The 26,353-nt window shown below is 44.8% G+C and carries 14 protein-coding genes; 2 read left to right on the top strand and 12 right to left on the bottom strand.

Annotated features, from left to right (window positions below):
* Positions 1-9 precede the first annotated feature (9 nt).
* From DXB58_RS02380 to DXB58_RS02350, 7 genes are read right to left on the bottom strand one after another with little or no spacing between them, the layout of a single operon-like run.
* Positions 10-1,740 (bottom strand): RagB/SusD family nutrient uptake outer membrane protein, encoded by a 1,731-nt coding sequence (locus DXB58_RS02380; RefSeq protein ID WP_122135787.1) that lies wholly within the window; start codon positions 1,738-1,740, stop codon positions 10-12.
* A gap of 15 nt (positions 1,741-1,755) precedes the next feature.
* Positions 1,756-4,920: a SusC/RagA family TonB-linked outer membrane protein gene (locus DXB58_RS02375; protein ID WP_158571543.1), complete on the bottom strand. Its 3,165-nt coding sequence runs from the start codon at positions 4,918-4,920 to the stop codon at positions 1,756-1,758.
* A gap of 46 nt (positions 4,921-4,966) precedes the next feature.
* Positions 4,967-6,649, bottom strand: a complete 1,683-nt coding sequence (locus tag DXB58_RS02370; protein ID WP_009001033.1) for a fasciclin domain-containing protein — start codon at positions 6,647-6,649, stop codon at positions 4,967-4,969.
* 44 nt (positions 6,650-6,693) lie between these two features.
* Positions 6,694-8,493, bottom strand: a complete 1,800-nt coding sequence (locus DXB58_RS02365; protein WP_157179104.1) for a fasciclin domain-containing protein — start codon at positions 8,491-8,493, stop codon at positions 6,694-6,696.
* A 24-nt stretch (positions 8,494-8,517) separates the two neighbouring features.
* Positions 8,518-10,134: a RagB/SusD family nutrient uptake outer membrane protein gene (locus tag DXB58_RS02360; RefSeq protein WP_032854006.1), complete on the bottom strand. Its 1,617-nt coding sequence runs from the start codon at positions 10,132-10,134 to the stop codon at positions 8,518-8,520.
* Between the two features lie 11 nt (positions 10,135-10,145).
* Positions 10,146-13,472: a TonB-dependent receptor gene (locus tag DXB58_RS02355; RefSeq protein ID WP_009001036.1), complete on the bottom strand. Its 3,327-nt coding sequence runs from the start codon at positions 13,470-13,472 to the stop codon at positions 10,146-10,148.
* A 36-nt stretch (positions 13,473-13,508) separates the two neighbouring features.
* The gene (locus tag DXB58_RS02350; RefSeq protein ID WP_122135786.1) at positions 13,509-15,929 is read right to left on the bottom strand and encodes a fasciclin domain-containing protein; all 2,421 of its coding nucleotides are present in this window, start codon (positions 15,927-15,929) and stop codon (positions 13,509-13,511) included.
* 326 nt (positions 15,930-16,255) lie between these two features.
* Here DXB58_RS02350 and DXB58_RS02345 point away from each other — a divergent pair, with 326 nt between their 5' ends.
* Positions 16,256-17,746 (top strand): glycoside hydrolase family 28 protein, encoded by a 1,491-nt coding sequence (locus DXB58_RS02345; protein ID WP_009001038.1) that lies wholly within the window; start codon positions 16,256-16,258, stop codon positions 17,744-17,746.
* 19 nt (positions 17,747-17,765) lie between these two features.
* The gene (locus DXB58_RS02340) at positions 17,766-19,658 is read left to right on the top strand and encodes a rhamnogalacturonan lyase (protein WP_009001039.1); all 1,893 of its coding nucleotides are present in this window, start codon (positions 17,766-17,768) and stop codon (positions 19,656-19,658) included.
* 296 nt (positions 19,659-19,954) lie between these two features.
* Here DXB58_RS02340 and DXB58_RS02335 read toward each other — a convergent pair whose 3' ends face one another.
* The 5 genes from DXB58_RS02335 to DXB58_RS02315 form a co-directional block, all read right to left on the bottom strand.
* Positions 19,955-20,890 carry a rhamnogalacturonan acetylesterase gene (locus tag DXB58_RS02335; protein WP_009001040.1) on the bottom strand — a complete coding sequence of 312 codons (936 nt, stop codon included), beginning with the start codon at positions 20,888-20,890 and terminating at the stop codon, positions 19,955-19,957.
* Positions 20,891-20,988: 98 nt separating this feature from the next.
* The gene (locus tag DXB58_RS02330) at positions 20,989-22,602 is read right to left on the bottom strand and encodes a hypothetical protein (protein WP_032854010.1); all 1,614 of its coding nucleotides are present in this window, start codon (positions 22,600-22,602) and stop codon (positions 20,989-20,991) included.
* 50 nt (positions 22,603-22,652) lie between these two features.
* Positions 22,653-24,449 (bottom strand): fimbrillin family protein, encoded by a 1,797-nt coding sequence (locus DXB58_RS02325; protein WP_157179105.1) that lies wholly within the window; start codon positions 24,447-24,449, stop codon positions 22,653-22,655.
* Between the two features lie 27 nt (positions 24,450-24,476).
* A complete protein-coding gene (locus DXB58_RS02320) occupies positions 24,477-25,379 on the bottom strand; it encodes a fimbrillin family protein (RefSeq protein ID WP_009001043.1) in 903 nt (300 codons plus the stop codon).
* 11 nt (positions 25,380-25,390) lie between these two features.
* Positions 25,391-26,263: a FimB/Mfa2 family fimbrial subunit gene (locus tag DXB58_RS02315; RefSeq protein ID WP_009001044.1), complete on the bottom strand. Its 873-nt coding sequence runs from the start codon at positions 26,261-26,263 to the stop codon at positions 25,391-25,393.
* Between the last annotated feature and the right edge of the window lie 90 nt (positions 26,264-26,353).

Raw genomic sequence — 26,353 nt, 5'->3', positions numbered from 1 at the left:
TTCCTATTATTACTTTGATACATTTAGATACCATTTATCCTCCGACGAGAGATCCGGCATTGTCAATCCCGAACGTTCATATTTTTTGCCGATCACCTTTTTCAGGTATTCACTGCCGGAGCCTGCCTTTTCTTTATTCATGCGTCTTGCCACACGGACAAGATCTCCCCAGCGATGACCTTCGAACGCACATTCCAATGCAGCCTCTTCGATCAACATCTTTTCCATACACTGTACGTCCGTCTCGTCTTGTTGTGGTTTTAGTGGCTTCGCTTTCAATGAGACACGTCCCCGTATCCCGTTAAAATCACGCCAGGGAGCACGGTGATAAGGTGCATCCATCGAACGAGCATCAAAATAGAAGGGCGCGGGATAAGGTTCACCGGGACCGTAACCAGTCTGCCGGTTCTGATCGCCGTACTCATCTCCCCACGTATATGTATTCTTGAAACCTTCATTCAGAATGGAATAGGCTAAATCCGTATATCCACAACGATTGGCTGCCTCTGCGTAACGTAACAGAACCAATGCTGCACGATTCAGGAACCAACGTCCACGCTTCATATAAGGTTTAGCCGGATCATAGTCATACAAATATTTCTGCACTACACACTGACCGTCCACCCATTTGAAGGAAGAATCTTCTCCACGTCCGTCAAACGGTGCTCCATTGGTTTGTGTCTGGGAAGCCCACAGGCTTTCGACTGCATAATCCGAGGGTTTCAATTGATATTTTCCCTTTCCCTGATTGGCAAACAGTTCAATCATCGGAAAATAAGGTTCGAACTTTTCATCATAACTGATAGTCCAGATCAATTCACTCCATAAGGCCGACTTGTCTGCCTGAAAAGAAAACATATTCAACCATGTATTCTTATAACTGTTTATATCCCCTTCCATATAGCGTTCATAGAAGACCTGAAAATACGTATCGCCTCCTGTAGAGTAAGTCCCACAGCGGTATCTTACGCTATTAGCCGTTGCCGATTTATCCTCATCGGTTGCCAGGAATTTACGGTACTGCACAGCTGCTTCCCTATAATTATTGTTCCACAGATACAAATCACCCAACAGGATACGCTTATTAATGAAGAAACGCTTCAAGTCATACGTGTCAAGCTTATACTGTACCAACGCACTGTTCTTGTAATCATCCAGTGTAGGAAGATTCTCCATACATTCTATCAGCAACGGCAGCAGTTCATCCAGTCCTATTTTGGCCTGATGTTCCAGTTTCTGCGCATCCTCTACCGATACGGTAGGAGTGGTCACATACACAAGCTTACCGAAATACATACCCACTTGCAAATAAGTCCAGCAACGGATAGCGGCAACGTCCGAATAGCGCTCCGCATATTCATCCTGCGTCATCCGGTTGTTGGCCAACATCTCGTCGAAACCGGCGAGCATATCATTACAGTTCTGAATGACAGCATAATAATTCGTCAGGTCGGCATATTTATTGTTGGCAGAAGGAGTATTGGCACTAATTTCCTGCAATTCAATGGACGCATTATTCGTGACGTCCATCAGGTCGGCACGCAATTCTCCCAGTACGACAGTCTGTTCCGCCAGGTTCATAAACAACCCATATAAACCCAAGATGGCATTATCCGCATCAGGGATTGTGTTATAGTGGTTCTTATATTCAACGACAGATTCAAGTTCCGTATCCACACAAGCTGTAAATGTGCTTATCAGCACTCCACAAAGCATGATTATATTTCTGATTGATTTCATAGTCCGTACTCCTTTTTATAATCCTAGTTTTAATCCCACATAAAATGTACGCGCCTGTGGCGTCATAAAAGCATCGATGCCATAACCCAACGGGTTAGTGCTGGCACTAAATTCAGGATCGTACCCTTTATACTTCGTCCAGGTGCAAATATTCTCCGCTACTGCATAAACCTGTATACCTGTAATGATGCCCTTCTTTATAGGCACATCATACGCCACTGTCAGATTCTTGAATTTCAGATAGGAACCATCTTCAATCCAACGGTCGGAAAAACGGGCATTTCCCATCGGATCACCATAAGTCACTTTAGGCATACTGGTCACCTGGCCTTCCGCTCTCCAACGGTTCAGAACTGCCTGCGTCTGATTTTCCAATCCTGACATAGATTCCAAAGTCCGGCGGGTATAATTATAAACATCATTTCCCAGAGAATAAGTAAACCGGGCCGAGAATGTGAAATTCTTCCACAAGATACGCGTATTCAATCCTCCGTAAATATCCGGGTTAGGATCACCAATTACTGTCATATCTTCTTCATTGATATATTTATCGCCATTCATGTTCACAAACCGTACATCACCGGCTCCGAACGGTACGTCTGCCAAACCGGAACGTACCTGCAGTCCGTCCGCCTTTGCATCTTCCGTAGTGGCGTATATGCCATTCGTTTTATAGCCATAGAATACTCCCATAGGTCTTCCTACTTCCGTAAGGATAGTTCCGTCGGCAATATCCGTCAGATAGCTGTTTCCTTTCAGTTCGGTTATTTTGTTTTTATAATGCGATACGGTTGCTCCCAAATCCCATTTTAACGAAGGCAGGTTGAGTACACGGGCATTGATTGCCACATCAACGCCTGTATTTCTCATCTCCCCGCTGTTATCTATATAAGTAGAAAAACCGGAATAAGAAGTTATAGGTGAATAAGCAATCATATCCTTAATGGTGGAACGGTAGACGTCCACACTCAATGACAGACGTTCATTTAGTACGGCCACATCCATACCGGCATTCAGACGAGCCATTCGTTCCGGTTTCAGATTCTTGTTTACCAGATTTCCCCGTACCAGTCCGTAATTACCCAATAAATTCTGTGAGGAATAATAACGACGGGCTGCATAATTGCCAATATCATCATTACCGGACATAGAATATCCGGCACGGATCTTCAGTAAGTCCACCCAGGATAATTGACGCATAAAGTTCTCCGACGATACCACCCAAGCTGCCGACAATGCCGGAAAGATCTGGAACTGTCCTATATCTTCTCCATAACGGGAAGAAGCATCGGCCGAAAGGGTTGCATTCACAAAATATCTGTTTTTCAATGAATAGGCCACATTTCCATAGAACGAAAGCCAGTTCCACGTTCCAATGGAACCACCCATCTGGCGAAGGTCGTTCAAGCCATACTGTAACGAGCGGAATCTGTCACTGGTCGAATTATACGATTTGCCCCAGTCATCCTCGCTCCGGTTATTGAAATAACGCATCCCTAAGGTAGCATCCAACTGGTGCTCTACACCCAACTTAAACAGATAGTTGGCACGGGTTTCATCAAACAAGGAAAATATGCGCTCCGTACGATATTGCATCTGATTGGTCACCTCGGATGTAGCAACATCCTCATAAGGAATTCCCTCTTCCGGACGGAAAATACGCTCTTTCTCCTTATTCAGGCGGAGTCCGAAACGGGTACTCAATGTCAGTTCCTTCCAGATTTTATATTTAAGATGTATATTGGCGAAGAATCCATAACTGATATTCTCTTGCAGCATATTATCTACAATGGCAGTCGGATTCGACATACCGAAAAGATCCACTTCTTCATAATTCGGAGATAGCTGGTCTTGTTCGTTATAAGTAAAGCCTGCCATAAAGGGCGATTTGACCAATGAGGCATAAATCGGATTCTGCGGACTGGCATTTCCTTCCTGCATCAGGTTCTTCTTGCCATATACAAAATTCATGTTGGTCTGTACCGTAAACTTCGGTGAGAAGTTTATATCCGTATTGATACGGGCCGAGAAACGGGAGAAGTCAGTACCTTTCACTAGTCCTTCGTTTTGCAAATATCCCAATGACAAGGCATAGAGTGCAACGTCATCACCGCCCATCACACCAATGGAGTAATTCTGCTTGAATCCTTGTACAAACAACTGATCCTGCCAGTCGGTATTCTTATTATAACGGTAGTAATCGGCATTTCCCTCGTATCCCCAAGAATGTTGTTCGGGCTTCGTATCATTGATAAACGGAAGTTTCTGTATGTCACCGGCAGAATATCCCCGGCTCTGATATACATCCATCAGATAACGTTTCGACTGCACGGCATCCAACATCGGAATACTGCTCGGTTTTAAGTTCATACCAGTCGTTATCTGTGCGGTAATCCGTGTTTCGGCATCTTTGGCACGCTTCGTCTCAATGACAATGGCGCCATTACTTCCTTTTACCCCATACAGCGTAGCCGCATCCTTCAGGACAGTGATCCGTTCAATATCCTTCACATCAATCGTACTCATCGGAGTAGACAGATAGCCGTCTATCAAGGATATCCCTGCCGAAAGATTTTCCACTACCATTCCGTCAATAATCAGCAATGGCTGGTTATTAGTATAGATGGAGTTGAATCCACCCATAAACATATTTGCACCGGCATTTTCCATACCTGAACGGAATAAAGTATTCAGTCCCGGCACTGTTCCCTGAAGCAGCGCTTCCGGACTGGTGGCCGGACTCAAGGAATTATCCCCGTTTAACTGTGTCAGAGCCGTTGTCGTCTGACTACCCGCCATATCACCCAGTGGGGTCAATACATCTTCAAACAGACTCTTATGCGTTTCATCATACAAACGCACTGTTACCTCTTTCTCACCACGCAACGGAATCCGTTTCTGCTGGTATCCGGGACTTGAAACCAGTAGTTCCACCTCATAAGAAGGAATCCGGATTGAAAACTTACCGGACTCGTCCGTCATAGCCGTACTAAGGCCCGGCACCGCGACACGTACACCATTCAACGGACTACCCGTAGCCGCATCCACAATTGTACCCGATGCCCTTTCCTTATACTCTATCCGCTTCTTCACTTTCAATGTACGCACTTTCTTGTTGAACTTCTGTGCATTCCCGGATAAAGCAAACACACAAGCTATCAGAAGAAATATATATTTCATTTTATTATTCATAGCATTATCTTTCCTTTAGTCGTTTCACTTCTCGTCACTCTCCATCCGCTATACGGGGAACAAACTTGATGTAATCAAGAAACATCATTCCACCCCGTTGACTCGCTTTGGAATATTCATGGCAACCGGCAGTATTACAAACCATCACCTGCACCTCTCCCATCCGCGGCACTTCAAAGTCATAAGCATCTGCCTCCTCTACCGGTGTAGTAGGAATCATATAAGAGCCCAGATTATACTTACGGAGATGTACCGGCGTGTTTTTATATGTTTCATCACCGGCTATCGAATATCCTACAAAACCACATTCCTTTCCCCAGTAATTATTATCTATGGAAGAAGTAGTCCCCGCCGGACGGCGTAACGCCGGATCACCCGGCATGGAAGCTAGTAATTTCTGACAAACCGCAAGCGTAGTGGCCTTATCCGCTTCTTCATTTGGCCTGATATGGTTCTCCATATCATCATACGACCCCAGATATACATCATAAATCACTGAATTCAGGTTGACCGCATATTGAAGATAGAAGTTGGCATCAGTATTCATATTATTCGTATTAAAAGTGAAAGAATACTCCGCCCCGGTAACAGGGTCCGTCTGATAACTTCTTGAAGAAACCATCACATCCTTCCCGCCGCTTGCCCATGTGCGGAGACGGGTATAGGTTTTGGAAGCAGCATAAGTGCCCAGATAATCTTCTGCTTCCACAACTACTGTCTTTACCTTATTTTCCTTTATCTTAATATCCACCCCGTTCAAGAAACGTATCGTTCCGTTGGAAGCCTGATATTCCCTGACTCCAGCCAGTTCAAAAGATACCGCTTTGGAAAAATCAACTTCTACGCCACTCAAAGCTGTTGTCACTCCCGGTTTGAAAACCAAATCCCGGATCAGTTCGTCCGTCACCAGTGAGTCAGTGAGCTCTTCAGTGCTCTGATTCATGTATTTGGCATATTTTTCTTTTAGACTCTGGAAATTCGCCTGCCTCAACAAAACAAAAGTATAGGTAGAATCCTCATCGTTAACCGGCATCTCTTCAAAGAAGTAATTGCGCGTCGTCCAAATCGTATCATATACCGGCTGCCCCTTCTCATTCACTCCTTTTTGTATGCTCCTGTCTTTATCCATTATCTTCGTGGTTTTGGCATACAGGCTATCCAGTTGTTCATACTCTTCGGGATACAATGCATGTAAATACTGCAAGTACTCATCAATATTCATCAATGGTTCCATGACCTTATCTACCACATGGAGCATTCCGTTATTGCAAAGTACATCCGAATGTTCCGGTTCAAAGGTTAACTCACTCATTATCCTGTTTTTCCCGTTAATCATCTTCAAATGACTGTCCGGTTGTGAGATTGCCGTCAGGTTGAAAGTGCCGAAAGCAATATGGTTTCTTACCATCATCAGTTTAGCCTCTTCATTCCATTCACCTTCCGCCAGACCTTTCACATACCCGGCAAGAGCCTCATCCACAGGTGCAAGAATCGTATATTCATAGGCTCCCTGCAATACCTTGTCATAACCAGTTTCCTGCAACAAAGTATAAAAGCCTGAAAGTTCTCCATTCGCCTTGACAGCCTCCAATACACTTCCCTTAAGAGTAGGCATATCTACCGCCACATGATTGTCCCACTGGTTATTGCAGGCTGCAACCAGTGTTGCAGCTACTAATACCAATGCCCATCGTATCTTATTGAATTTTCGTTTCATTACTTTTCGTTTATCGATTATTTATATTCCACGTCCTTCTGTTCTCATTCATACGGCCATACTTCCTCTTTGCCCGGAGAATATTCACCGATCTCCATTCCTGTCAAATCGAGCATAGGCCAAACCTGATCTTCGGTTGTAGGAATAAACTGAATCATATCCAGCATGATATCGAGAGAAGCGTCTTTCTCCAAATCAAACCGCAACACATGGCGTCCACTCGAGAATACTTTTATAACTCCCAATAAATTACTGTTCATATAGACATGCGGATAATAGGTGTACTGTTTCCATCCGTAATTCGTCTCCATCGCAGCATGGTCTACCATCCTGACTCCGCGTTCGTCCGTCTTTTCCTTGCCGTCTGCACCCTTCACATAAGAAATGGCAGAAACTCGTTTTACCGTTACAATCTTATCCAGGATTTGGTCTTCCTGCCCTTCCTGTTTGAAAGTGGTTTTAAGGGTCGGACCGTTTTTACCGGAATCTGTATGACGATAGCATAACCACACTTTATACGTTCCTTCAATCAATAAGGGGAGTGTAAACTCAACTGCTGTAATCATATCGCTCTTTCTCATACGGAAAGTCAGGTAATCACCATTGACACACTGCATCTGCTGGTTTAATGTAGGTTTGTTTCTATCCAGTACCTGGCCAACCGTATAGGTCATGGCAGCAGTACTGCTTCCGCGCCCGTATTCTATCTTAATATCCTGGGTCAACTGGCCTTTCTCAAATTTCTTTGTCTCTTTGAGATAAGAAGCAGACGCCTTGATTTCCGGTAAAGTACACACATCGAAATTCACCCGGTAAGGTGCCCTCTCTTTGATTTCCAACATACCATCCACTTCCTGCAATACACCATCCGCACAAGTCCGGTCTGCATATTCGCCATCCCGTATCAATTCTATTCCCGGTTCGTATCCGGCTATACTGTTGAATCTGTTCAATACAATCTTTTGTCCGTCCATGATACAGGCAATCACCTGATTCTCTACCTTCGTCATTACGGCCGAACTACTCATCAGGTCCACGATATACTGGCGACCAGTTCCAATATGATAAGCAAGGAAGTTTTGAATCAATGCCTCACTATCATTGATACCCGGAGTATTCAGCTTCAGACGTGTTATCAACTCGTTCTTATTATGAATTCCTTCATTATTGAATGTTTCATTACTCTGTACATACACCGTATAACAAGTATCAGTTGTCATCACCGAATTGAGATAGTTTTCATACTCGGCAAACAAATCTATAAAAAGAGAGTAACGTTCCATCGGCAAGGCAGCCACCTGTTCACGCAATGTCAGTTCCGGCTTTTCCAATACAGCATCTACAATGTGCAGAATACCGTTACCTAAAACCACATCTTTCGTCAACAGACGTGCATTACGGTCTACTTCCACATATATGGTTCCGTTTTCATCACTTTTGGTTTGCGTAGTGAGATAGTAGTCGCGTATATTGGCTGTCGGCATCTTTCCGTCCTGAAAACGCGACGAGGTAATCGTATCATTGATTACATGATAACCTACGCACTCGTTCGCTTCTTCTTTGGAAAGCTGTTCTATATCTATTCTGTTTTCTTCCAGGTATTTCCGCACGGCATTATCCGTCGGCACCAGACAAGTATAAGCACCATAGGCATGCAACATCCCGCGATAGTCGGACTTATCGACAATCTTGAGGAACTCGCCCAAATGGTCCGCCATATATTCATCGAGCATCTGCTGCTCGGTGGTCTGATATACGGTTCCATCAAGGGGATCATCGCAGGCATTCAGAAAACAGAGCATTAACAAACTCACAATCAGGTTCAATCCTATTTTGTTTTTCATATTCATATAGATTCCTCCCATTGATTAGTTAGCATAAAATTCATTTTGTTCCAGCAAAGGATTAGCATCTATTTCTTCACTGTAAATAGGTAAATAATGACTGTGATAATTGCGATACTTGGCCTTCAAGCTGTTAACTTTGCTGGCCGGAGCGCTATATTCTGCCAATGTCATCAGGTAATTGAGATTTTCACCGTCATAATTGTTACGTTTTGCCTGACGCAACACATCAAACCAACGTTTTCCTTCAAAGATCAATTCCCGTCCGCGTTCTGCCAACACAAATTCTTCCATAGCCTTTCCACTATACGAACCTTCCGTTTGCCCGATGTCCGTGGTAGCCACTGCGGTAGAGCGATCTCTTATCACTTTCACCGCCGCATACGCTTCTTTCAGCAATTCCTGATTATCACTGTCCAGAATAGCCATTTGGGTCAGCGCTTCCGCTTTCATCAAGTAGATTTCAGCAAGACGGTAGATAATGAAGTTATTGGTATATTCTTCCTGCGCACGTTCCGAACCGTTCGGTTCCACACCGATATATTTCCAAAGGCAGGACTTACTTTGAGAAATCACACTACGGATATCAAAACATTCGCCACTATAAGCCTCATCCGCCAACGGTGGAAAAATATCCGAATTCACACGTTCGGTTTTTACTCCGATAACCCCTCTACCCGAACTCATTAAGCTATAAAAAGGATTCAGGTTATCAGTAGCGAATTGCAATTCAAAGATACTTTCCATAGAGTTTCCTTGATAATAAATCTGCTGGAACAGGGAATAATAAGAAGACTGGTCAGGAGCATAATATATATCCGTCGTACCTTCTTCCGTATTTTCCACCTCTATCTTCCGGCTTTCTACAGGAACCAACAATAATTGTCCCGAACCGATAATCTCATCGCATTTGCGGTTGCATTTTTCATATTCTTCCTGCCACAGATAAATATCAGCCAACAATGCTTTTACAGCCCACATTGTCATGCGCCCTTTGTTCTGTGCAATATCCGTAGAACTGTATTGTCCCGGTAAATAATTACCTGTTTCTACCATTTCCAGGTCAGCGACCAAGCCTGCCAGAATCTCTTTCTCGCTACTCTTGGCTACACTCATTTGCTGGGAACCGTTCACATAGGCTTCCCGTATAAACGGTACGTCACCGAACGTTCTTACCAAATAAAAGTACATCAGACTGCGGATGGCAATAGCCTGTCCTTCATATTCTTTCAGTTGCGCTTCTGAAAAAGTAGGGTCATTGGCCTGGGCGGTAGGAGCAAACTTCAATATAGTGTTGCAGATATTAATAGTCTGATAAAAAGAAGCCCAATCCAAATACGTGTTATCTATGGAAATTTCACCATTAAAGACACTTACTATGCTGGAATTCGTCCTTCTTCCGGTAGTAATCATATCCGCACGCCATTCACCATAGAGAAAAAGGCGTTGTACCAGTTCATTGGCTGTCATAGACAGATAGGCTCCATTCACTACCGAACGGACATCTTCTTTCGTTTTCCAGAATTCATCCAACGGCACACCGTCGTTAGGCATCAGATTCAACCAGTCCGAACAGGAAGTCGTTGTCATCCCTTGCAAGGCCAGCAAGCCAATCATTATATATTTCGTTATTTTCTTCATGATCTTCAGTTTTAAAAAGTAACACTCATACCTAATGTAGCAGTAAAAGAACGAGGGATACGGGAGTTATCCTCACCCATTTTAAACGCCCCTCCGGTCAATGCTATTTCCGGGTCCATTCCGGAATAATTCGTCCAGACATACAGGTTGCTCAATGTTGTCCATATCTGACAACTCTGCAGGAAAGTATTCTTCAACTGTTTCTTATCGAAGGTGTACTTCACTGTCAACGTTTTGAAGCGCAGGAAAGAACCATCTTCCACAAAGCGGTCGGAGCCCAAATAGTTGTAGGCATTCTTCGAACCATACACCGCTCTCGGCAACAAATCAGTCGGTGCCGTCGCTTCGTCCTCATACGGATGTCTCCAGCGACGAAGTACAGCCTTACTCTGATTATTGTAGGATGCCATATTTTGCAAGCTCATTCCCATTTTGTTAATGACTTTATTTCCATAACGGAAATTAAAAAACGCACTTACGCTGACACTTTTATAGCGGATGTTAGGCCCAAAACCACCCGTCAGTATTGGGTTGGCATTCCCTAAGTAAACAACGTCCTGATAGTCGATATTGCCATCGTGATTAATGTCTTCATAGATCGCATCTCCCGCTTTGAACTGATAGTCGATGGTAGGATAAGCAAAACGCATCTGTACCGGCGTCCGTTTACCGCTCGCATCGTACGAGTAAATCTTGTTACCATTTGCGTCACGGGCAATCGTTTGGTCATCATTCAGATAAACTCCCTTGTAACGGAATCCATAAATCGCACCTATCGGCTGTCCCAACTCGAATCGGCGGACATACTGACCGTTGGTTGTCAACACCCCTTTCTGCATCGGATATTGGTCGGGCACATCAAGAATAGAGTTGATATTACGTGCCAGGTTGATGTTGAAAGAAATATTCCATGCCTTCGAACGATATGGAACCGTATTGACCGAAAGCTCGAATCCCTTGTTCTCCATGGAACCGGAGTTGACATCCGCCTTGGTGAAGCCGGTGGTAGAAGGCAAGGACAGGTTTTGGAAGTATTGATCTTTCGAACGTTTTTGATACACTTCCACATCGATATTCAAACGATTCTTGAAAGCCGCAAAGTTCATACCGAAGTTCACCTGTGTTGTTGTCTGCCATTTCAGATTACTCAATTCAAGATTGGCGGGATAAACACCCGTTTCACCCAAATAGGAGTATTCATAAGAGTCATAAAGACTGATATGCGTATAGTTATTATTTGTTTTCGGTGACGAGCCGTTCAGACCATAACTGGCACGAAGACTAAGTTCATTCAACCATTTCTTCCACGGTTTCATAAACGGTTCACCGGAAAGCCTCCACCGCAAGGAAACACTCGGGAACAAACCCCAGCGATTTTCTTTTCCAAACCGGGAGTTACCATCATAACGGACGGTCGTATTGACAATATAACGGTCGAGCAGACTATATTGAATACTCCCCATCATACCGACAGAACGTTCCTGCTGAAGAGTAGTGGAAGAAGTCAGATAGCTGGCACCGGTCACACGTGAAGGAATAGAAGGATCTTTCAGGTAGGGACTTGCCAGGTTACCTCCCGTCAGGCGGAAGTTGGTCGAACGCTTGTCAGAAGTAGTCAGTGCAAGTAACCCCTGAAAACTATGTTTCTTGCCGAGATCAGGTGTAAATATCACCTTATTCATCGTATAAATTGTGAAGGCCTCGCCATCGCGGTCGTCGGCACGGTTCACCGTTGCTTCATTCCAGGGACGTCCCGTAGCCGTTTGCGGCAAGAAAGCATTCTTCTTATTATTGGATACGTTCAGGCTGAAGTCCGACTGATAGCGCATCCACGCCAGCGGACGCCAAATCAATGAAAGATTGGATACCACATTATTGGATAACGTCTGGAAATAACCATCTTTCGCCATTGCCACAGGATTGTAAACACCTCCCGAAGAACTGCTCGGATTCCATTTTCCCTGCGGAGATTCCTCCGGGGTAAAGAAATTACCAGTCCATAGCCCTATCTCGTTATATTCGTACACACTCATGTTCGGCATACGCGTGAAAGCCATACTCGTGGCATTCTGCCCGGTAGAAAAATAAGAGATATAGTTTTTCCGGTCATCAGTACGTGTATAAGCCATACTGGCGGAGAATTTAAGCTGCTTCGATATATTGTAATCCACATTCAGACGGGCGTTGATACGGTCTAATCCGGTTCCTATGACCACACTGTTGGCATTATAGTAACCGATAGAAGCACGATACTGCGCCTTGTCTCCACCACCACTGATAGAAGCCGTGTGATCCTGGCTGAATCCCGTACGGGTTACTTCGTCATACCAATTGGTATTGGCTCCATAATTATAAAAATAATAAGGCTGGTTGACATCGTAAGCAAATTCAGGATCGGCTGTCGGGTCATAAATCTTTCCACTGTTCATCAATGCTTCCTGTATCAATGTCGTATATTCATCTCCCGAAAGAGTCTCGATACCGTGAGGCCGGCTGATTACCGTACCTTTAAATGTATAGGAGATACGTGGTTTGCTCACTGTTCCCCGCTTGGTCGTAATCATCAATACACCGTTAGCGGCTTTCGCACCATAAAGGGCGGTGGCTGCCGCATCTTTCAACACAGTGATTTCCTTAATATCGTCCGGAGCCACATTCAACAACTGGGAATATTCTTCCTCGTCTGCCGTTGCAAAATCAAAATCGTCATCCACAGATACATCATAGGGAAATCCGTCTACTACAATCAATGGTTGTGAAGAACCTGTCATGGAAGTCGTACCACGGATTCGGATCGACATCCCCGCTCCCGGATCACCCGAACTAGCGGCAATATCCATACCGGCAATACGTCCCTGCAAGGCATCTTCCACACTGGGCGCAGTCATTCCGTCTTCCAGATCGCTCATAGAGATGCGGCTCATGGCTGTTGTCAAATCACGTTCGCTAACATCCATCATACCGTTGTTCACTCGTTTGTTTCCAACGATAGTGGCACCTTCGAGCATCACCGTCTCATCCTGCATTACAATATTAATCGTCATTTTTCCTTTTACAGGGATAGTTGCCTTCTTCATACCTATATACGTAGCCACCAGATTATCTCCGGCACGCGTCTCCACACGCATACTATAATTACCGTCCATATCGGTAACTGCATTTCCTACCACACGTCCATCCTTGTTAACCAGCAATACATTCGCTCCCGGGAGAGGCAGCTTGTCAATAGCTGCTGTCACTACACCCCGAATCACCACCTTTGTTTGTTGGGCGGATGAAAGTGCAGGCATACAACACAGTACTGTCAGAAGGATGAACTGATATACATATCTTCTCATTATCATTGTGTTTAATTAGGTAAATATTAGATTCAATTATTCTTTGGGATGTGTTGTAAACCCAATGATGCCATCCACGGCATGTATCACAGACAAGGGGCCTACATAGTTACTCTTACCAGATTCACGTACGACATTGACCGGTGCATATCCCTCCACCTGAAGCCAGTCGTTTTTGGTTATATCCCGAAAACGGAAAGTCAAACTATTGTCTGCCTGTTTGGATACGACCACCGCAGTGGTGACCGACCATAAATCCAGCTCGCTATCCGTCAGTTTGTAGACAGTATTCAATGCAAGGCTTTCATTCTTTCCCGGTTCTATATAAGGCATTCCATCATCCGGCACTACTGTTCCGGTAAGGAAACAAAGTTGTATGAAACGTTCTACCATCGATTTGTCTTCCGATTCAAAAGCATCACTGCCGCTGGGTAAAGCGGGAAGAAGATCCGAACCCACTGCATTTTGTATCGCTTCGTCCGTAGGAATCAGAACTGTATAATTAGTACTTTCTCTGATAAAAGAAGGAGAACTCCCTCCATAGACTCTATCCATATATTGCTTGAATAAACGACAGTCACTATTTTCCTGTGCATACATGGTGATACGGTCGTAAAGTTTAGGAACGGTAAATGCAGCCGTACCACCACTGTTGCGCGGACTGTATTCGATCATTGTTCCGTTTGTAATGCGGAAAACATGACCGTTGATATAGTCAAAATCGACTTCTTCCACCTCTACTTCCGTACCATCAAGGATGTTGCCCAAGCCTTGCAGTTTGTTATCCCTGAAGCGTATCATATCTCCATAGATATTTACCGCATAGCCATATCCGTCGTAAGACAGTTGGGGAAATCCGGCAAAATCATCCAGTTCCGTCAATCCCTTCGTACGTTTAAACACACACGAACGGAGCAACCTTTTCATGCGGTCTTCCGCATCGGCAGAAGCAGTTAGATTTTCATTCAGAAATTTATTATTCACTTCGTCATAAGAGAATCCGTCCGCTTTCAGCAATTCGTCTGAAGGAAGTACCATGATATAATCTACTTCTTTATCTCCCGTCAACTTACTTTTGGTCATCTCCGGTATCCAATCGTTGATAAAAAACTTCTCGTAGGCTATATTTGCCAAGTTACGACAGTCTTTATTCAGCAGGATTTCGGAATAAACAGTGGTGAAGTATTTGCTCTGCACGATTTCTTTCGTATCATACAGTACACCGTTGCTGGCAAAGCTGCTCTTTGTTACACAAGCATCAAAATCCGGCCCGTCTTTTCCTTCACCATTCAGATACTCTTCATTGGAGTTCTGTTCCGAGGCAAAGTGCGAAGGCCATACAATACGCGGCACCATGTGGGCTTTCAGGAAATAGGTCAATGCGGTCAGTGAAAGTTCTGACAAGTCACCCACCTCGGCACGTTCGCACAACATTTCCGCAAACCGTTGCACAGACTCGTTGGAAGGAACGAGCAGGGTATATCCATGTTGTTCCGTCGTACCGCTTTCCGTACCTTTATAATCTTCATTATTCAATAAGTAAGGCAAGTTTTGATAAGTCTTGCAATAAACTGCAGAGATATTACGATCCGGATAAAGTTTCTTATAAACTTCGGTTGTATTTTCACCCAACAAGTAAGAGACAAACAGATAGGAACTTCCTACTTTCGTTTCTAAAATCTTGCGGAAGGATTCATGCTCGTCCCTTCTCAACATCTCATCCAGGTTATCCAATGGCAAACTAACTGCATCCACCTCGTGGATAATTCCATTTTCGGCATACATATCTTTATTCGATACGCTTCCGGCAGCAGCATTCAATCCTGAATAGGCGGCATCCGGAAAGAATTTCTCATAATCGGTTGCAGTTAACAGATTACCCGTAAAATAAGAATCGGTGAAAATGGGTAAAAACTTATAAGGAGTAACAACAGCCGTCACATCGGCAGGACTGTCTACCACCCACTGTTCCACTCCGTCGATAGTCTCTTTATAAAGTGTCTTATAATAAGAGGAGCGTTTTTTGATAGAAGTCCCGGTTTCCCAAATACCACTATTCAAGACATCTCCCAGGCGGGCAGTCTCGAAACGGTTGAATACCATCGAATAAGCGACAATTTGTGTCAGTACATCCACGGGAACTTCATCAACAGAAGTATAATTGTGTTCAGAGAGGAATTTGCGGAAGGCATCATCGTTCGGGGCAAATACAGTATAATTACCTGCTCCTTTGAGGATGGAACTATACAACGTCTTATCCGCCGCATGCAAATACATGGAGAAATTACCTTTCCCTGCCAATACATCATAAATAGGTGGCTCCAACCACGAAGGACGTTCATACTGTTCCTCCGTATCGGTACAACCTGCCAGCAATAGCAACATCAACATGACCAGGCCGCAAGTTTCCAACCGGCTGAAACGTTTCTTGCATAAACCAAATAACGTGTGTATCATAGTCTTAAAATTAAAATAGAGTTATCAACAAGATTTTATTATACGGCAAAGATAGGACTGCACATCCCTGTCGGGAATGGACATTCGTACTTTTGTATGGACTATCAATGTACCCCATCCTGAAGGGGTTCTAACTGCGAATATCTAATAAGTATGGACTTTTTATGTGATTCATGGACATTCTATCACAAGCGGTCAATATACAAGAAATAGTCCATGCTTTCGTACACCACTCCATTCGCCTCTCCAATAAAAGCCGCTAATTTAGTCGAAAAAATTACGTAGACAATATTTCTTAGAAATCTTAATCACCAAAAGTTTATCAAATGAGAATAAACAGCATTCTTACTTCCCTCTTAACCGGTGTACTCCTGACAGCCTGCAATCCCGGCAAACAGACTCACCACACCTATGACTGGGGAAAACTGCCGCAGCAAGTGGACTTGAGTTGGGCAGACAGCGTCGGTAGCAGACAGCAACCGGACGGGAGAATTATATCCGCCAACTCTTTCGGCGCAGTAGCCGACAGCACCCGACTTAGTACGGAAGCTATTCAAAAGGCGATTGACGAATGTTCCGCTGCAGGGGGCGGAACCGTGATACTGGCTCCCGGATACTACCTGGTGGGAGCTCTGTTTATCAAAAGCGGTGTCAACCTGCAACTGGATAAGGGGGTGACCTTACTCGCTTCTACCGATATAAACAACTATCCCGAGTTCCGTTCGCGCATCGCCGGTATTGAAATGATATGGCCGTCGGCCGTTCTTAATGTCATCAAGCAGAAGAATGTAGCTATCAGTGGCGAGGGAATGATTGACTGCCGTGGAAAGAAGTTTTGGGATCAATACTGGAGCATGCGCAGGGAGTACGAAAAGAAAGGTTTGCGCTGGGCTGTGGATTATGATTGCAAGCGTGTACGCGGTATCTTGGTCGAACGGAGCACAGACGTGACTTTAAAGGACTTCACCCTGATGCGTACCGGTTTTTGGGCTTGTCAGATTCTCTACTCCGATTATTGCAGTATCAACGGACTCACCATCAACAATAATATCGGCGGACGCGGACCGAGCACAGATGGAGTGGATATAGATTCCTCTACCAATATATTGATAGAAAACTGTATGATAGACTGCAATGATGATAATATCTGCCTGAAATCGGGCAGAGACACAGACGGGCTGCGCGTCAACCGCCCGACGGAGAATGTAGTCATACGTAACTGTACCACCCGCAAAGGTGCGGGACTTATCACCTGCGGAAGCGAAACTTCCGGCGGCATACGAAATATCCTGGGACACGACCTCACAGCCCAAGGTACCTGGAGTGTATTAAGACTAAAGAGTGCTATGAACCGGGGCGGAATCATAGAAAATATCTATATTACCCGTGTCAAAGCAGACAGTGTACGCAATGTACTGGCCGCTGATCTGAACTGGAATCCGCAATATAGTTACAGTACCCTGCCCGAAGAATATTCGCACAAAGAAATCCCCGAGCACTGGAAAATACTGCTCACTCCGGTAGCACCCGAAGAAAAGGGGTATCCGAAATTCCGTAACGTCTATCTTTCGCATGTCAAAGCCACCAACGTCAGAGAGTTTATCTCCGCATCGGGATGGAACGATACATTACGTCTGGAGAATTTCTTCCTGTATGCCATCGAAGCACAGGCACAGAAAGCAGGACGAATCCGATATAGCAGAAACTTTAATCTGGCGGAAATTATGTTGGATACCAAGGACAACACCACTATTGCATCCGAGAACAACGATCAATGTAATATTCATCTGAAAAGTACGCCTTCCGGAAATTTATAGAAACTAAAAACAATTTGGTATGAAAAGATATATTTACCGGTTGATGTGCGTATTCGCATTATCATCCACATGGACAGCAAATGCCCAACCCAACTATAACTATTCAAAACTACAAAAGGAGAAACTCGGACGCGGTGTGGTTGCCATCCGTGAAAGTCCCTCGACAGTAGTAGTCTCATGGCGGTACCTCTCTTCAGATCCGATGGAAACGGCTTTCAATGTATATCGTGGCGGTAAGAAGCTGACTGCTCAACCGGTGGTCACGGGTACTTTGTTCCGTGACGAGAATAGCAGTCTGGAAACGGCGGCATACGAAGTACGCCCCGTACTGAAAGGAAAAGAGACGCATCACATTGACGGCAAATACACGCTTCCCGCCAACGCCCCTCTCGGTTACCTGCAAATTCCATTGCAGAAGCCTGCCGACGGTGTGACTCCGGCAGGAGATACCTATACGTACAGTCCGAATGATGCTTCTATTGGTGACGTAGATGGTGACGGTGAATATGAAATCATCCTGAAGTGGGAACCCAGCAACGCAAAAGATAATTCTCATGACGGATATACAGGCGAAGTATATTTTGACTGCTACCGGCTGAATGGCGAGCAACTATGGCGTATCAACCTGGGAAAGAACATACGTGCCGGAGCACACTACACCCAATTCATGGTGTATGATCTCGATGGCGACGGCAAAGCGGAAGTAGTGATGCGTACTTCGGACGGAACGGTAGACGGCAAAGGAAAAGTGCTAGGAAATGCCAAAGCCGACTATCGCGAGCCCGGCGTATTTGATAAGAAAAAGAATAAACTTACTCGTCAGGGACGCATACTGGAAGGTAACGAATATCTGACCGTATTCTCCGGACTTACCGGTGAAGCACTTTACACTACTGACTATATCCCTGCCCGTGGAAATCCCAAAGACTGGGGTGATACGCGTGCCAACCGCAGCGACCGTTTTCTCGCCTGCATCGCTTATCTGGACGGTGTTCGTCCCAGCGTAGTGATGTGCCGCGGTTACTACACGCGTATCGTACTGGCTGCCTTCAACTGGGATGGAAAGAAACTGAATAAGCATTGGGTATTCGATACAAACATCCCCGGAAATGAAAAGTATGCCAAACAAGGAAACCATAATCTCCGTGTAGGAGACATAGACGGTGACGGGTGTGATGAAATCATCTACGGTTCGTGCACCATCGACCATAATGGCAAAGGGCTCTACTCTACCGGCCTCGGACATGGCGATGCCATTCAACTGACTCAAATAGACCCTGCCCGCAAAGGTCTGCAAGTATGGGCCTGCCACGAAAACAAACGTGACGGCAGTACTTATCGGGATGCTGCCACCGGAGAAATCATCCTGCAACTCAAGAGTACCCGGGATATAGGCCGTTGTATGGCCGCTGACATCGACCCGACGAATCCGGGAGTGGAATTATGGTCACCGGGAACAGGCGGCATCATCAATTTCAAAGGGGAACTGATTGCTCCGAAGACTAAAAACTTCCCTGTTAACATGGCTGTTTGGTGGGATGGTGATTTATTGCGTGAAGTATTGGATAAAACCCGCATCAGCAAATATGACTGGGAACAGAAATGCTTTATCCCGTTTGTCGAGTTTGAAGGAGTTGCTTCCAATAACAGTACGAAAGCCACCCCCTGCCTGCAAGGAGATATCCTCGGTGATTGGCGCGAAGAAGTCCTTTTCCGCTCCGAAGATAACAACTCCCTGCATTTATATGTATCAACAATTCCAACAGAATATCGTTTTCATACTTTCCTGGAAGATCCGATATACAGAATCAGCATCGCCACCCAAAATGTAGGATATAACCAACCCACCCAACCCGGATTCTATTTCGGCACGGACTTAAAAGGAACTTTCAGAGGATATCAGTTCAAATAATAGTAAACAAAGAAAATTTATTCATGAATTTATTCGTCTGACAGCTGTTTATTTTTCGTCTGACAACTGTTAGACGAAAGAATAACAACTGTCAGACGAAAGTTTAACAGTTGTCAGACGAATAGAATTATGCAGCACTAGGGATAAATTCTTTAGATGCTAGAAACAAATAGATGCTGATTGGAACTAATTCTGAACGATACGAAAACGGCTCATGCCTCGAAAACATGAGCCGTTCCAGCGTTGTGGTGGGAATTATAGTTTTTCTATGTCTGCTATTCAAATGACGTTTCCTGCTAGATTGCCGGACTTCCGTAAGTGACGCCTTCATCTTCCGTAATCTTTATCAACTTGTTTCTAATCTCCGGCTTGAGACCATATTGCCCTGTACGTACAAGCACTGTACATTTCTTCCTTGCCGGAATCGCTTTCAAAGCCTCATCCAAGGTGAAGAAATCACCGCTTCCGTCCGTGGCTACCACATAATCGAAGTGACGGATATATTTCCCCAGTTCGGGAATTTTCTTGCCGACCGCATCAATCGCCATTCCGGCAAATACGCGGGAACCTTTGATATTCAGATGTGTATCATCTTTCTTTCCAGCCCACATATACAGTTCTTTCGATTTCTCCGGCCCCATCTGTTGCACCAGATCATGAGTCATCTTGTTCATATCAATGAAGACCACATTCAGTTCTTCAGCTATCTGTTTAGGAGAAAGAAGATAGTCACCATGCGTATCAGAGAGTGAATCGGTAAAGTTCCCCGCTGCATCCTGACAGAACTTACGACGGACGATAGAATTGAAAAGGATGGGAATACCGCCTTTTGCACGGGTTTCATTCACGAACTTACGCAGATTATCGTCGAACGTACCGCCCGGTTCGGTATAGAGTTTCGGATTGTCTTTTTTCTCGTCATTATGTCCGAACTGGATAAACACATAGTCACCCGGCTTAATCTGATTGACTACCCGCGTCCATCTTTTTTCGTCAATGAAACTTTTTGTGCTGCGACCACTAGCTGCATGATTGGCAACTACCACTTTATCGGCAGGGAAAAAGCTGCCTAGCATCATTCCCCATCCACGTTCCTTATTTCGCGGACTCTTCGCTAGATTTCTATTTGCCATAGTCGAGTCACCAATCATATAAATTGTTACCGGAGAATTGTCTGTGATGGCGGAAGTAAAAAGTACAAGGGCCACCAGGAAAAGAAATTTCATTTTCATAATCATGATTCATTTAAGTGTGACATAGTTCTCATGCGAAATACCTTCAAGGCATTCCGGCATGAGAACTAACATTTAATATATATCTTTTGTGGTTTCTAAAATGAGAGTACACAACGAACTCTGCGGTTACTGTTACTTGTTTTAGTGGCACCGGTGGTTGTAAGGGAGGTAGCAGTCAAAGACACAGAATGTGCATAAACCAATCCCTTATTATTTCTATTGTGTTCTGAACTCGACCAGTAATTTTTCGAACTTTCAAATTCATCGACTGATGATGATGCAGCTTTCAGACAAGTATTCAGATTTTCGAATACCGATTCTCCACTCAAACTAATTGCGATATTGCTAGATGTCGTCTCGTTATCTTTCAGAGCGGTCAGTCCTTTCGCTTCTCCCAAGTTCTCAAAAATATCCCACCATTGGCCTATACTTGGCAAATACCAACCACTGCTGCCTTTGGGAGCTTTATATGATGTCGTTGCCGCCGTTTCTCCATACTGGCTGGCCTGATAAAAAGCTCCGTTCACCTCCTGAAAAGTAGCCTCATTTGCATACGTATCCACCATATACTTCGTTTTCACATATCCGCCTATCTCCTGATACATCCCCTTATAGGTAGATGCATGTTCCGCAAATGGAGAATTTTCCCCATCGCCTTCCGTGGCTGCCTTTCCCCATTTGGAGTCTTTACCTGCATTAGTCAGTGCCATGACGCAGCCATGTGTCCATCCCTGTGCCAGTTCATCGACACTCATACGCTCCGTATCTGCCTGAAACACAATTCCGATACAGCCTTCAGGTACACTGGCTACATCTCCGGGAAGTATAGTTCCATCACTCATATAATAATCTCCTACCTGAACATCACGGCTACCCGGAGGTTCTACTCCCTCATCAAGCGTATAGAAAAGATAGTGTTTAGCAGCTGCATCGGAGGCAGTAGCCGCTATGTCGAATTTCCGTGTACCTATATAATAAGGATAGCTGCCTTTCAGGGAGAAATCCGCATCCGGCTTGATGATATAACGCAGGATTCTTTCATCCGAAGTCTGATAAGGAACCTTTCCTTCTTCCCACGAAAAAGCAGGTGCACCCAAAACCGTAGTAGCCGGATGATATTTCACTTTACCGTCTTTGGTAGTCGCGCATTTGCCCAACGGAACTTCGATTACGATCAATGCCATCTGATGTTCCAAATTGACATTCAATGTAGTTCCTGATACGAGTCCTTCTCCTTTCATCAGGTCGCTTTTCGTATAATCCTCATAAGTGGCTTGATTCAGACGAGGTTCGAATGAAGTAAAATATACCTCCAGTTCCTCTTTACTGCTAACCGAAGTATAAGGATAGTAAACGATATACTCATCCCCTTGCTTATGTGACAATGGTACTCCTGTCCAATTACCCTCATCATCAAGAGTAAAGCGATAATTTTTAGCTACTGTCTCTCCTCCATTTCCGGATGACGGTGTGAGCTGCAAAACACCAATCTCGTCACCGGAAGTAAATTGAGTTGTGTAACCTTCTTCTACAATGCGTGTTTCAACAGTGCCGGTAGATATATAATTGTCCGAAGTGACTTTGAGAGTGAGAGGAAGTCCCCCTTCCGGCAAAGTGGTAAAAGCATTTTCTTCCTTGGAACAGCCTGATAGAGCTGTTAGCAGAAAAACAGAAGCTGACAGAATAAATAACTTATATAATTTCATCATATTCTCATTTTTATTTTTTTCATATACGGAACGTTTCTTCAGGAGTCCACTTAGAAAGCCAGAATGCAGCGGACATTCGTAGAAGGATTATCCTTATTATTATCTCCAATTCGCAAAGAATATTTCTTACCCGAGCCATCGAAAAGGACACGCCGGGCGACACCGCTGCTCTTTTCCGAGCTCGACCAATAATGAACATCTGCCTTAAATAAAGTAACAGTTTGTCCACTAGCACTCATAAGTTCGTTCATCCGGTCTATGGCAACTTGGGAAACTCCATTTTTGAGTTCAACAGTAGTTCCTGAACTATTTCGCAAGGCTATCAATCCATTAGCATCACCCAGATTTTCCAGAATGTCCCACCACTGTCCGATAGTAGGCAGATACCAGCCGGAAGTCGTTCCATCGGCAGGTGCAGCATACTGTCCGCTATCATCCGTTCCATAATTTTCCGAGTGGTAGAAAACATCATAAAGTGTGCCGTCGGCAGTTGTTACTCCGGCAAGTTTCTGTCCGGCAATGTATACTTTCTTGCCATATCCGTCAATATCGCCATACATATCGAAGTTTGTTGCCAGATTCGGGAAGTAATTAATGCCTTCAGTCATTTCTCCCGTATCTTCATCTATGGTCTTATCACCCCAAGTACACTTTTCGGCAGCATCGGTCAAAGCCATCACGTACCCGTGTGTCCACCCTTTTGCCTTTTCAAGTGCACTGATACGTTTTGATTCTGTCTGAAAAACAATGCCGATACATACTCTCCCGTCTGTAAAGTCAACGGGACTTTGCGCCGGAGTTTCCCACTCTTTCTCACCTGTTGCATGATTCACTTTACGCAAACCACCATCACTTACTGCCCAACCCGTTCCATCTGCTGTACGGTAAAAGAAATCGCCGGGTTTCATATCGTCCGCCGTGTAATAAGTACTGCTGACAACAGTTTGTTCTTTCCCTTCTGCCCAGGCAGGACCGGAAACGGCAAGAGTCACCTCAATCTCATTTCTGTGGGTTATCTCAATATTGTAAACATACAGGTAACCGGCTTGCAGGTTTGCATCATCCTCCGCCGGGATATAATAGGCCTCAACACCATCCACTACTACTTTAATAAACTGTTTGCCTCTCATTTGTTGCGGCACCAGTAAGGCTTGCAGTGTCTGCAAACAGCCTTCTGTTACGCTCTCTTCATCCAGTTTTTGAGGAATAATTGTTGCCTCTCCGGTAGTTTGTGCCACTTCACCCGTAGCCATGTTTATTTCACCGGAAGCTAATGCCATGTTGACAAAGGTTACTTCTGCATTCTTCACTGTTTCGGGATCTTCCACTCCTTCGCCGGCTTTCAGATTCAGTTTCACTTTTGCTGGCAGATGATAAAAATCCAGAGCCGGTTGTTGACCGGAAAAGGTAAAAATACCTTTGGCTCTCAAGAAGTCGCTGTTCTGAAAACCATCATTTTGGTTCTGATCCTGTTGCACAGGGAACGATGCGGGCAACGCTTCTGTGCCATTGCAAGGAAACCATGCCAATACATCAACCGTTGCCGTCTTGCTTTCCCAATAAAAGGGGGTATCTTCGGTTGTCAAAGCTCCGTATGTATCTGCCTTATACAACTTTATTCCGTCACCGACTTGTACGCCCACTTCTTCCGTTCCAGTCCATGTTCCTTCCGAAGTAGTCCGCGTGATCGACTGGTTAAAGACTTGTCCCACAAACTCCATCGGATATTTATTGTCCGGCGAACCGGAAATTTCTTTTTCATCAGATGTGCATGATGTCAGTACACCGCCTGCTGCCATAACAAACAGCCAGGCGAACATCCGTAATTTTCTACTATCTGGTTTCATAATTATCAGACTCATTAACAGGTTGAATTATATATTTATGTTCACATCCTTATCTCCGGGAGTTTCATCCCACCCGTGGATAGCGGAAGAAGAGATGGTAAGCCGTTCACGGTTCACTGTAACGTTATACTCGTACACTTTGCCCGGTGTTAAAGCCAAATCAGCAGATTCTTTCCCCGTCAGGCTTGCTCCTTCATAGACAGTTCCATCCTCCTGAATGAATGAGAGTGCAACACCGCCGGAAACTGTTTCGGGCAGGAGGATAAATGAGTAAGTATTTCCAGCCGGTACAATGGTAGTTCCGGCAATAAATTCAAGTCCGCCCGCTTCTTCCGCATTAATTTCAGCACTACCGGTGATGGTATTAAACGTACCGGTGGGATGCAAAGAGGCAAACCGGATAATACCGTTACTAAAGTCCGCATCTTCCGCAAAGCCACTACCCGGTAGGAAGTTCAGCACTACTTTGCACATCTGATGCCGGAATTTAAAGTCCAGGAGTGGAGCTGCCTCCGAACCTTCTGCAGTAGCATATAAATAATCGAAGTTTTTACTTTCATTCTGATTACTCACATTTACTTTAAACGCACCTCCCGTTTCGTTGAAAGGATGATAAGCAGAAAACTCTACAGTCTTCTTATCTATATAATAAATTATCTCTCCCGCAGGAATGAAGGAAGAGCCTTTGGAGAAGTCATACCGTTTATTCACATATTCAACATTTCCGCTTTTTCCGGTTATGCCGATTGCGTCTCCGGTTTCCCATACGTCATTTGCAACCCGGCTCACCGGCACGTTGTCCGCATTGACAGTTCCCCATACACTGGCGGCCACCGGAAATTGCCCGGCTGCCTCTTCCGCCTCTTGTAAATTGTTACATGCAGCCAACATCACAAATGATACTGCCGTCAAAAGAATTCTGGTTCTCATAGTTCTATATTTTAATGAAGTTCGACATCATCCGGCCCATCCACAAATTCCGGTTCCCATGGTAGGATAGTCCCGGAGCCGTCAATACCTCCGGGAAGTTCAAAACGAGCCTTGAGGGAAAGAGGGGCAATATCGTTTCCGAAATATCTCAGGACATCGGTCAGGTCGCCTTTGAATTTGTAATGTCTTCCCAAGGACAAATCCAACTGAAAAGTGAGTTCCTGTTTTTCTTGCGCCATTACACCTAATATACAAATGGTGGCAGAATAAGAACCGGAAGGTTGTTTCTTGAAGACGAGTTCGATGTCTTTTGCTTCGGACAGTTCTTCCGTCGCAAGATTAAATGTAGACGCAATGCCTGACAAAACAGCTTCCAGTTCCGTCGCTTCAAGCTGTGCAGGGTCGCCGCCCTTGGGAGTCAAGGTCAATGTCAGTTTCCTGACACGCTGTTTCATTTTCAGGGAAGTTTTCACAGTCTTGCCGGGTTCAACCACTACCGATTTAATACGGGTATTGGAAAAAAGGTATCCCGGTTGCTGAAGTGTCCCGTTTTCATGGAGCGCCACGGTAGCGGTAAGGTTATTCACAGTCATATTCTCAGGGGTGTTGTAGGCAGCCAGTTCATACGTCCCCGCATCCAGCAAAGAGCTGAAAGTGGCGGTACGGGTATCCATTGCCTGTTCACCGATACCCACAACGGCAAGGGTATAATTGCCGGGGAGTTCCGCTTCTTCCGAATAATCGTCCCAGTTTGCCGCAATTTCCACGCTGCCTTGCCCGGCAGCATCATCAGACTCATTATCTGAGCAAGAAGTTTGGAGCAACGTAACTGCCGGCATGAAAAGCAGGAAAGCATACGCAATCTTCAATTTACGAGTTTTCATAATAGTATTATTTTTATAGTTCAACTTTTACAAAGTACAGAGATACATTCATCAATGTATGGCAAATGTATGCAGAGAATAAGTGCCGGG

Source organism: Bacteroides sp. OM05-10AA (assembly GCF_003439055.1).
In the GTDB taxonomy this organism is placed as follows: Bacteria; Bacteroidota; Bacteroidia; order Bacteroidales; family Bacteroidaceae; genus Bacteroides; species Bacteroides intestinigallinarum.
This window is presented reverse-complemented; position numbering and strand designations above follow the sequence as displayed.

Coding starts and splice junctions, on each gene's coding strand:
- DXB58_RS02325 (WP_157179105.1), bottom strand. CDS start 24,449: ATGAAACCAGATAGTAGAAAATTACGGATGTTCGCCTGGCTGTTTGTT.
- DXB58_RS02340 (WP_009001039.1), top strand. CDS start 17,766: ATGAAAAGATATATTTACCGGTTGATGTGCGTATTCGCATTATCATCC.
- DXB58_RS02375 (WP_158571543.1), bottom strand. CDS start 4,920: ATGAAATATATATTTCTTCTGATAGCTTGTGTGTTTGCTTTATCCGGG.
- DXB58_RS02315 (WP_009001044.1), bottom strand. CDS start 26,263: ATGAAAACTCGTAAATTGAAGATTGCGTATGCTTTCCTGCTTTTCATG.
- DXB58_RS02370 (WP_009001033.1), bottom strand. CDS start 6,649: ATGAAACGAAAATTCAATAAGATACGATGGGCATTGGTATTAGTAGCT.
- DXB58_RS02335 (WP_009001040.1), bottom strand. CDS start 20,890: ATGAAAATGAAATTTCTTTTCCTGGTGGCCCTTGTACTTTTTACTTCC.
- DXB58_RS02380 (WP_122135787.1), bottom strand. CDS start 1,740: ATGAAATCAATCAGAAATATAATCATGCTTTGTGGAGTGCTGATAAGC.
- DXB58_RS02365 (WP_157179104.1), bottom strand. CDS start 8,493: ATGAAAAACAAAATAGGATTGAACCTGATTGTGAGTTTGTTAATGCTC.
- DXB58_RS02355 (WP_009001036.1), bottom strand. CDS start 13,472: ATGAGAAGATATGTATATCAGTTCATCCTTCTGACAGTACTGTGTTGT.
- DXB58_RS02360 (WP_032854006.1), bottom strand. CDS start 10,134: ATGAAGAAAATAACGAAATATATAATGATTGGCTTGCTGGCCTTGCAA.
- DXB58_RS02330 (WP_032854010.1), bottom strand. CDS start 22,602: ATGATGAAATTATATAAGTTATTTATTCTGTCAGCTTCTGTTTTTCTG.
- DXB58_RS02350 (WP_122135786.1), bottom strand. CDS start 15,929: ATGATACACACGTTATTTGGTTTATGCAAGAAACGTTTCAGCCGGTTG.
- DXB58_RS02345 (WP_009001038.1), top strand. CDS start 16,256: ATGAGAATAAACAGCATTCTTACTTCCCTCTTAACCGGTGTACTCCTG.
- DXB58_RS02320 (WP_009001043.1), bottom strand. CDS start 25,379: ATGAGAACCAGAATTCTTTTGACGGCAGTATCATTTGTGATGTTGGCT.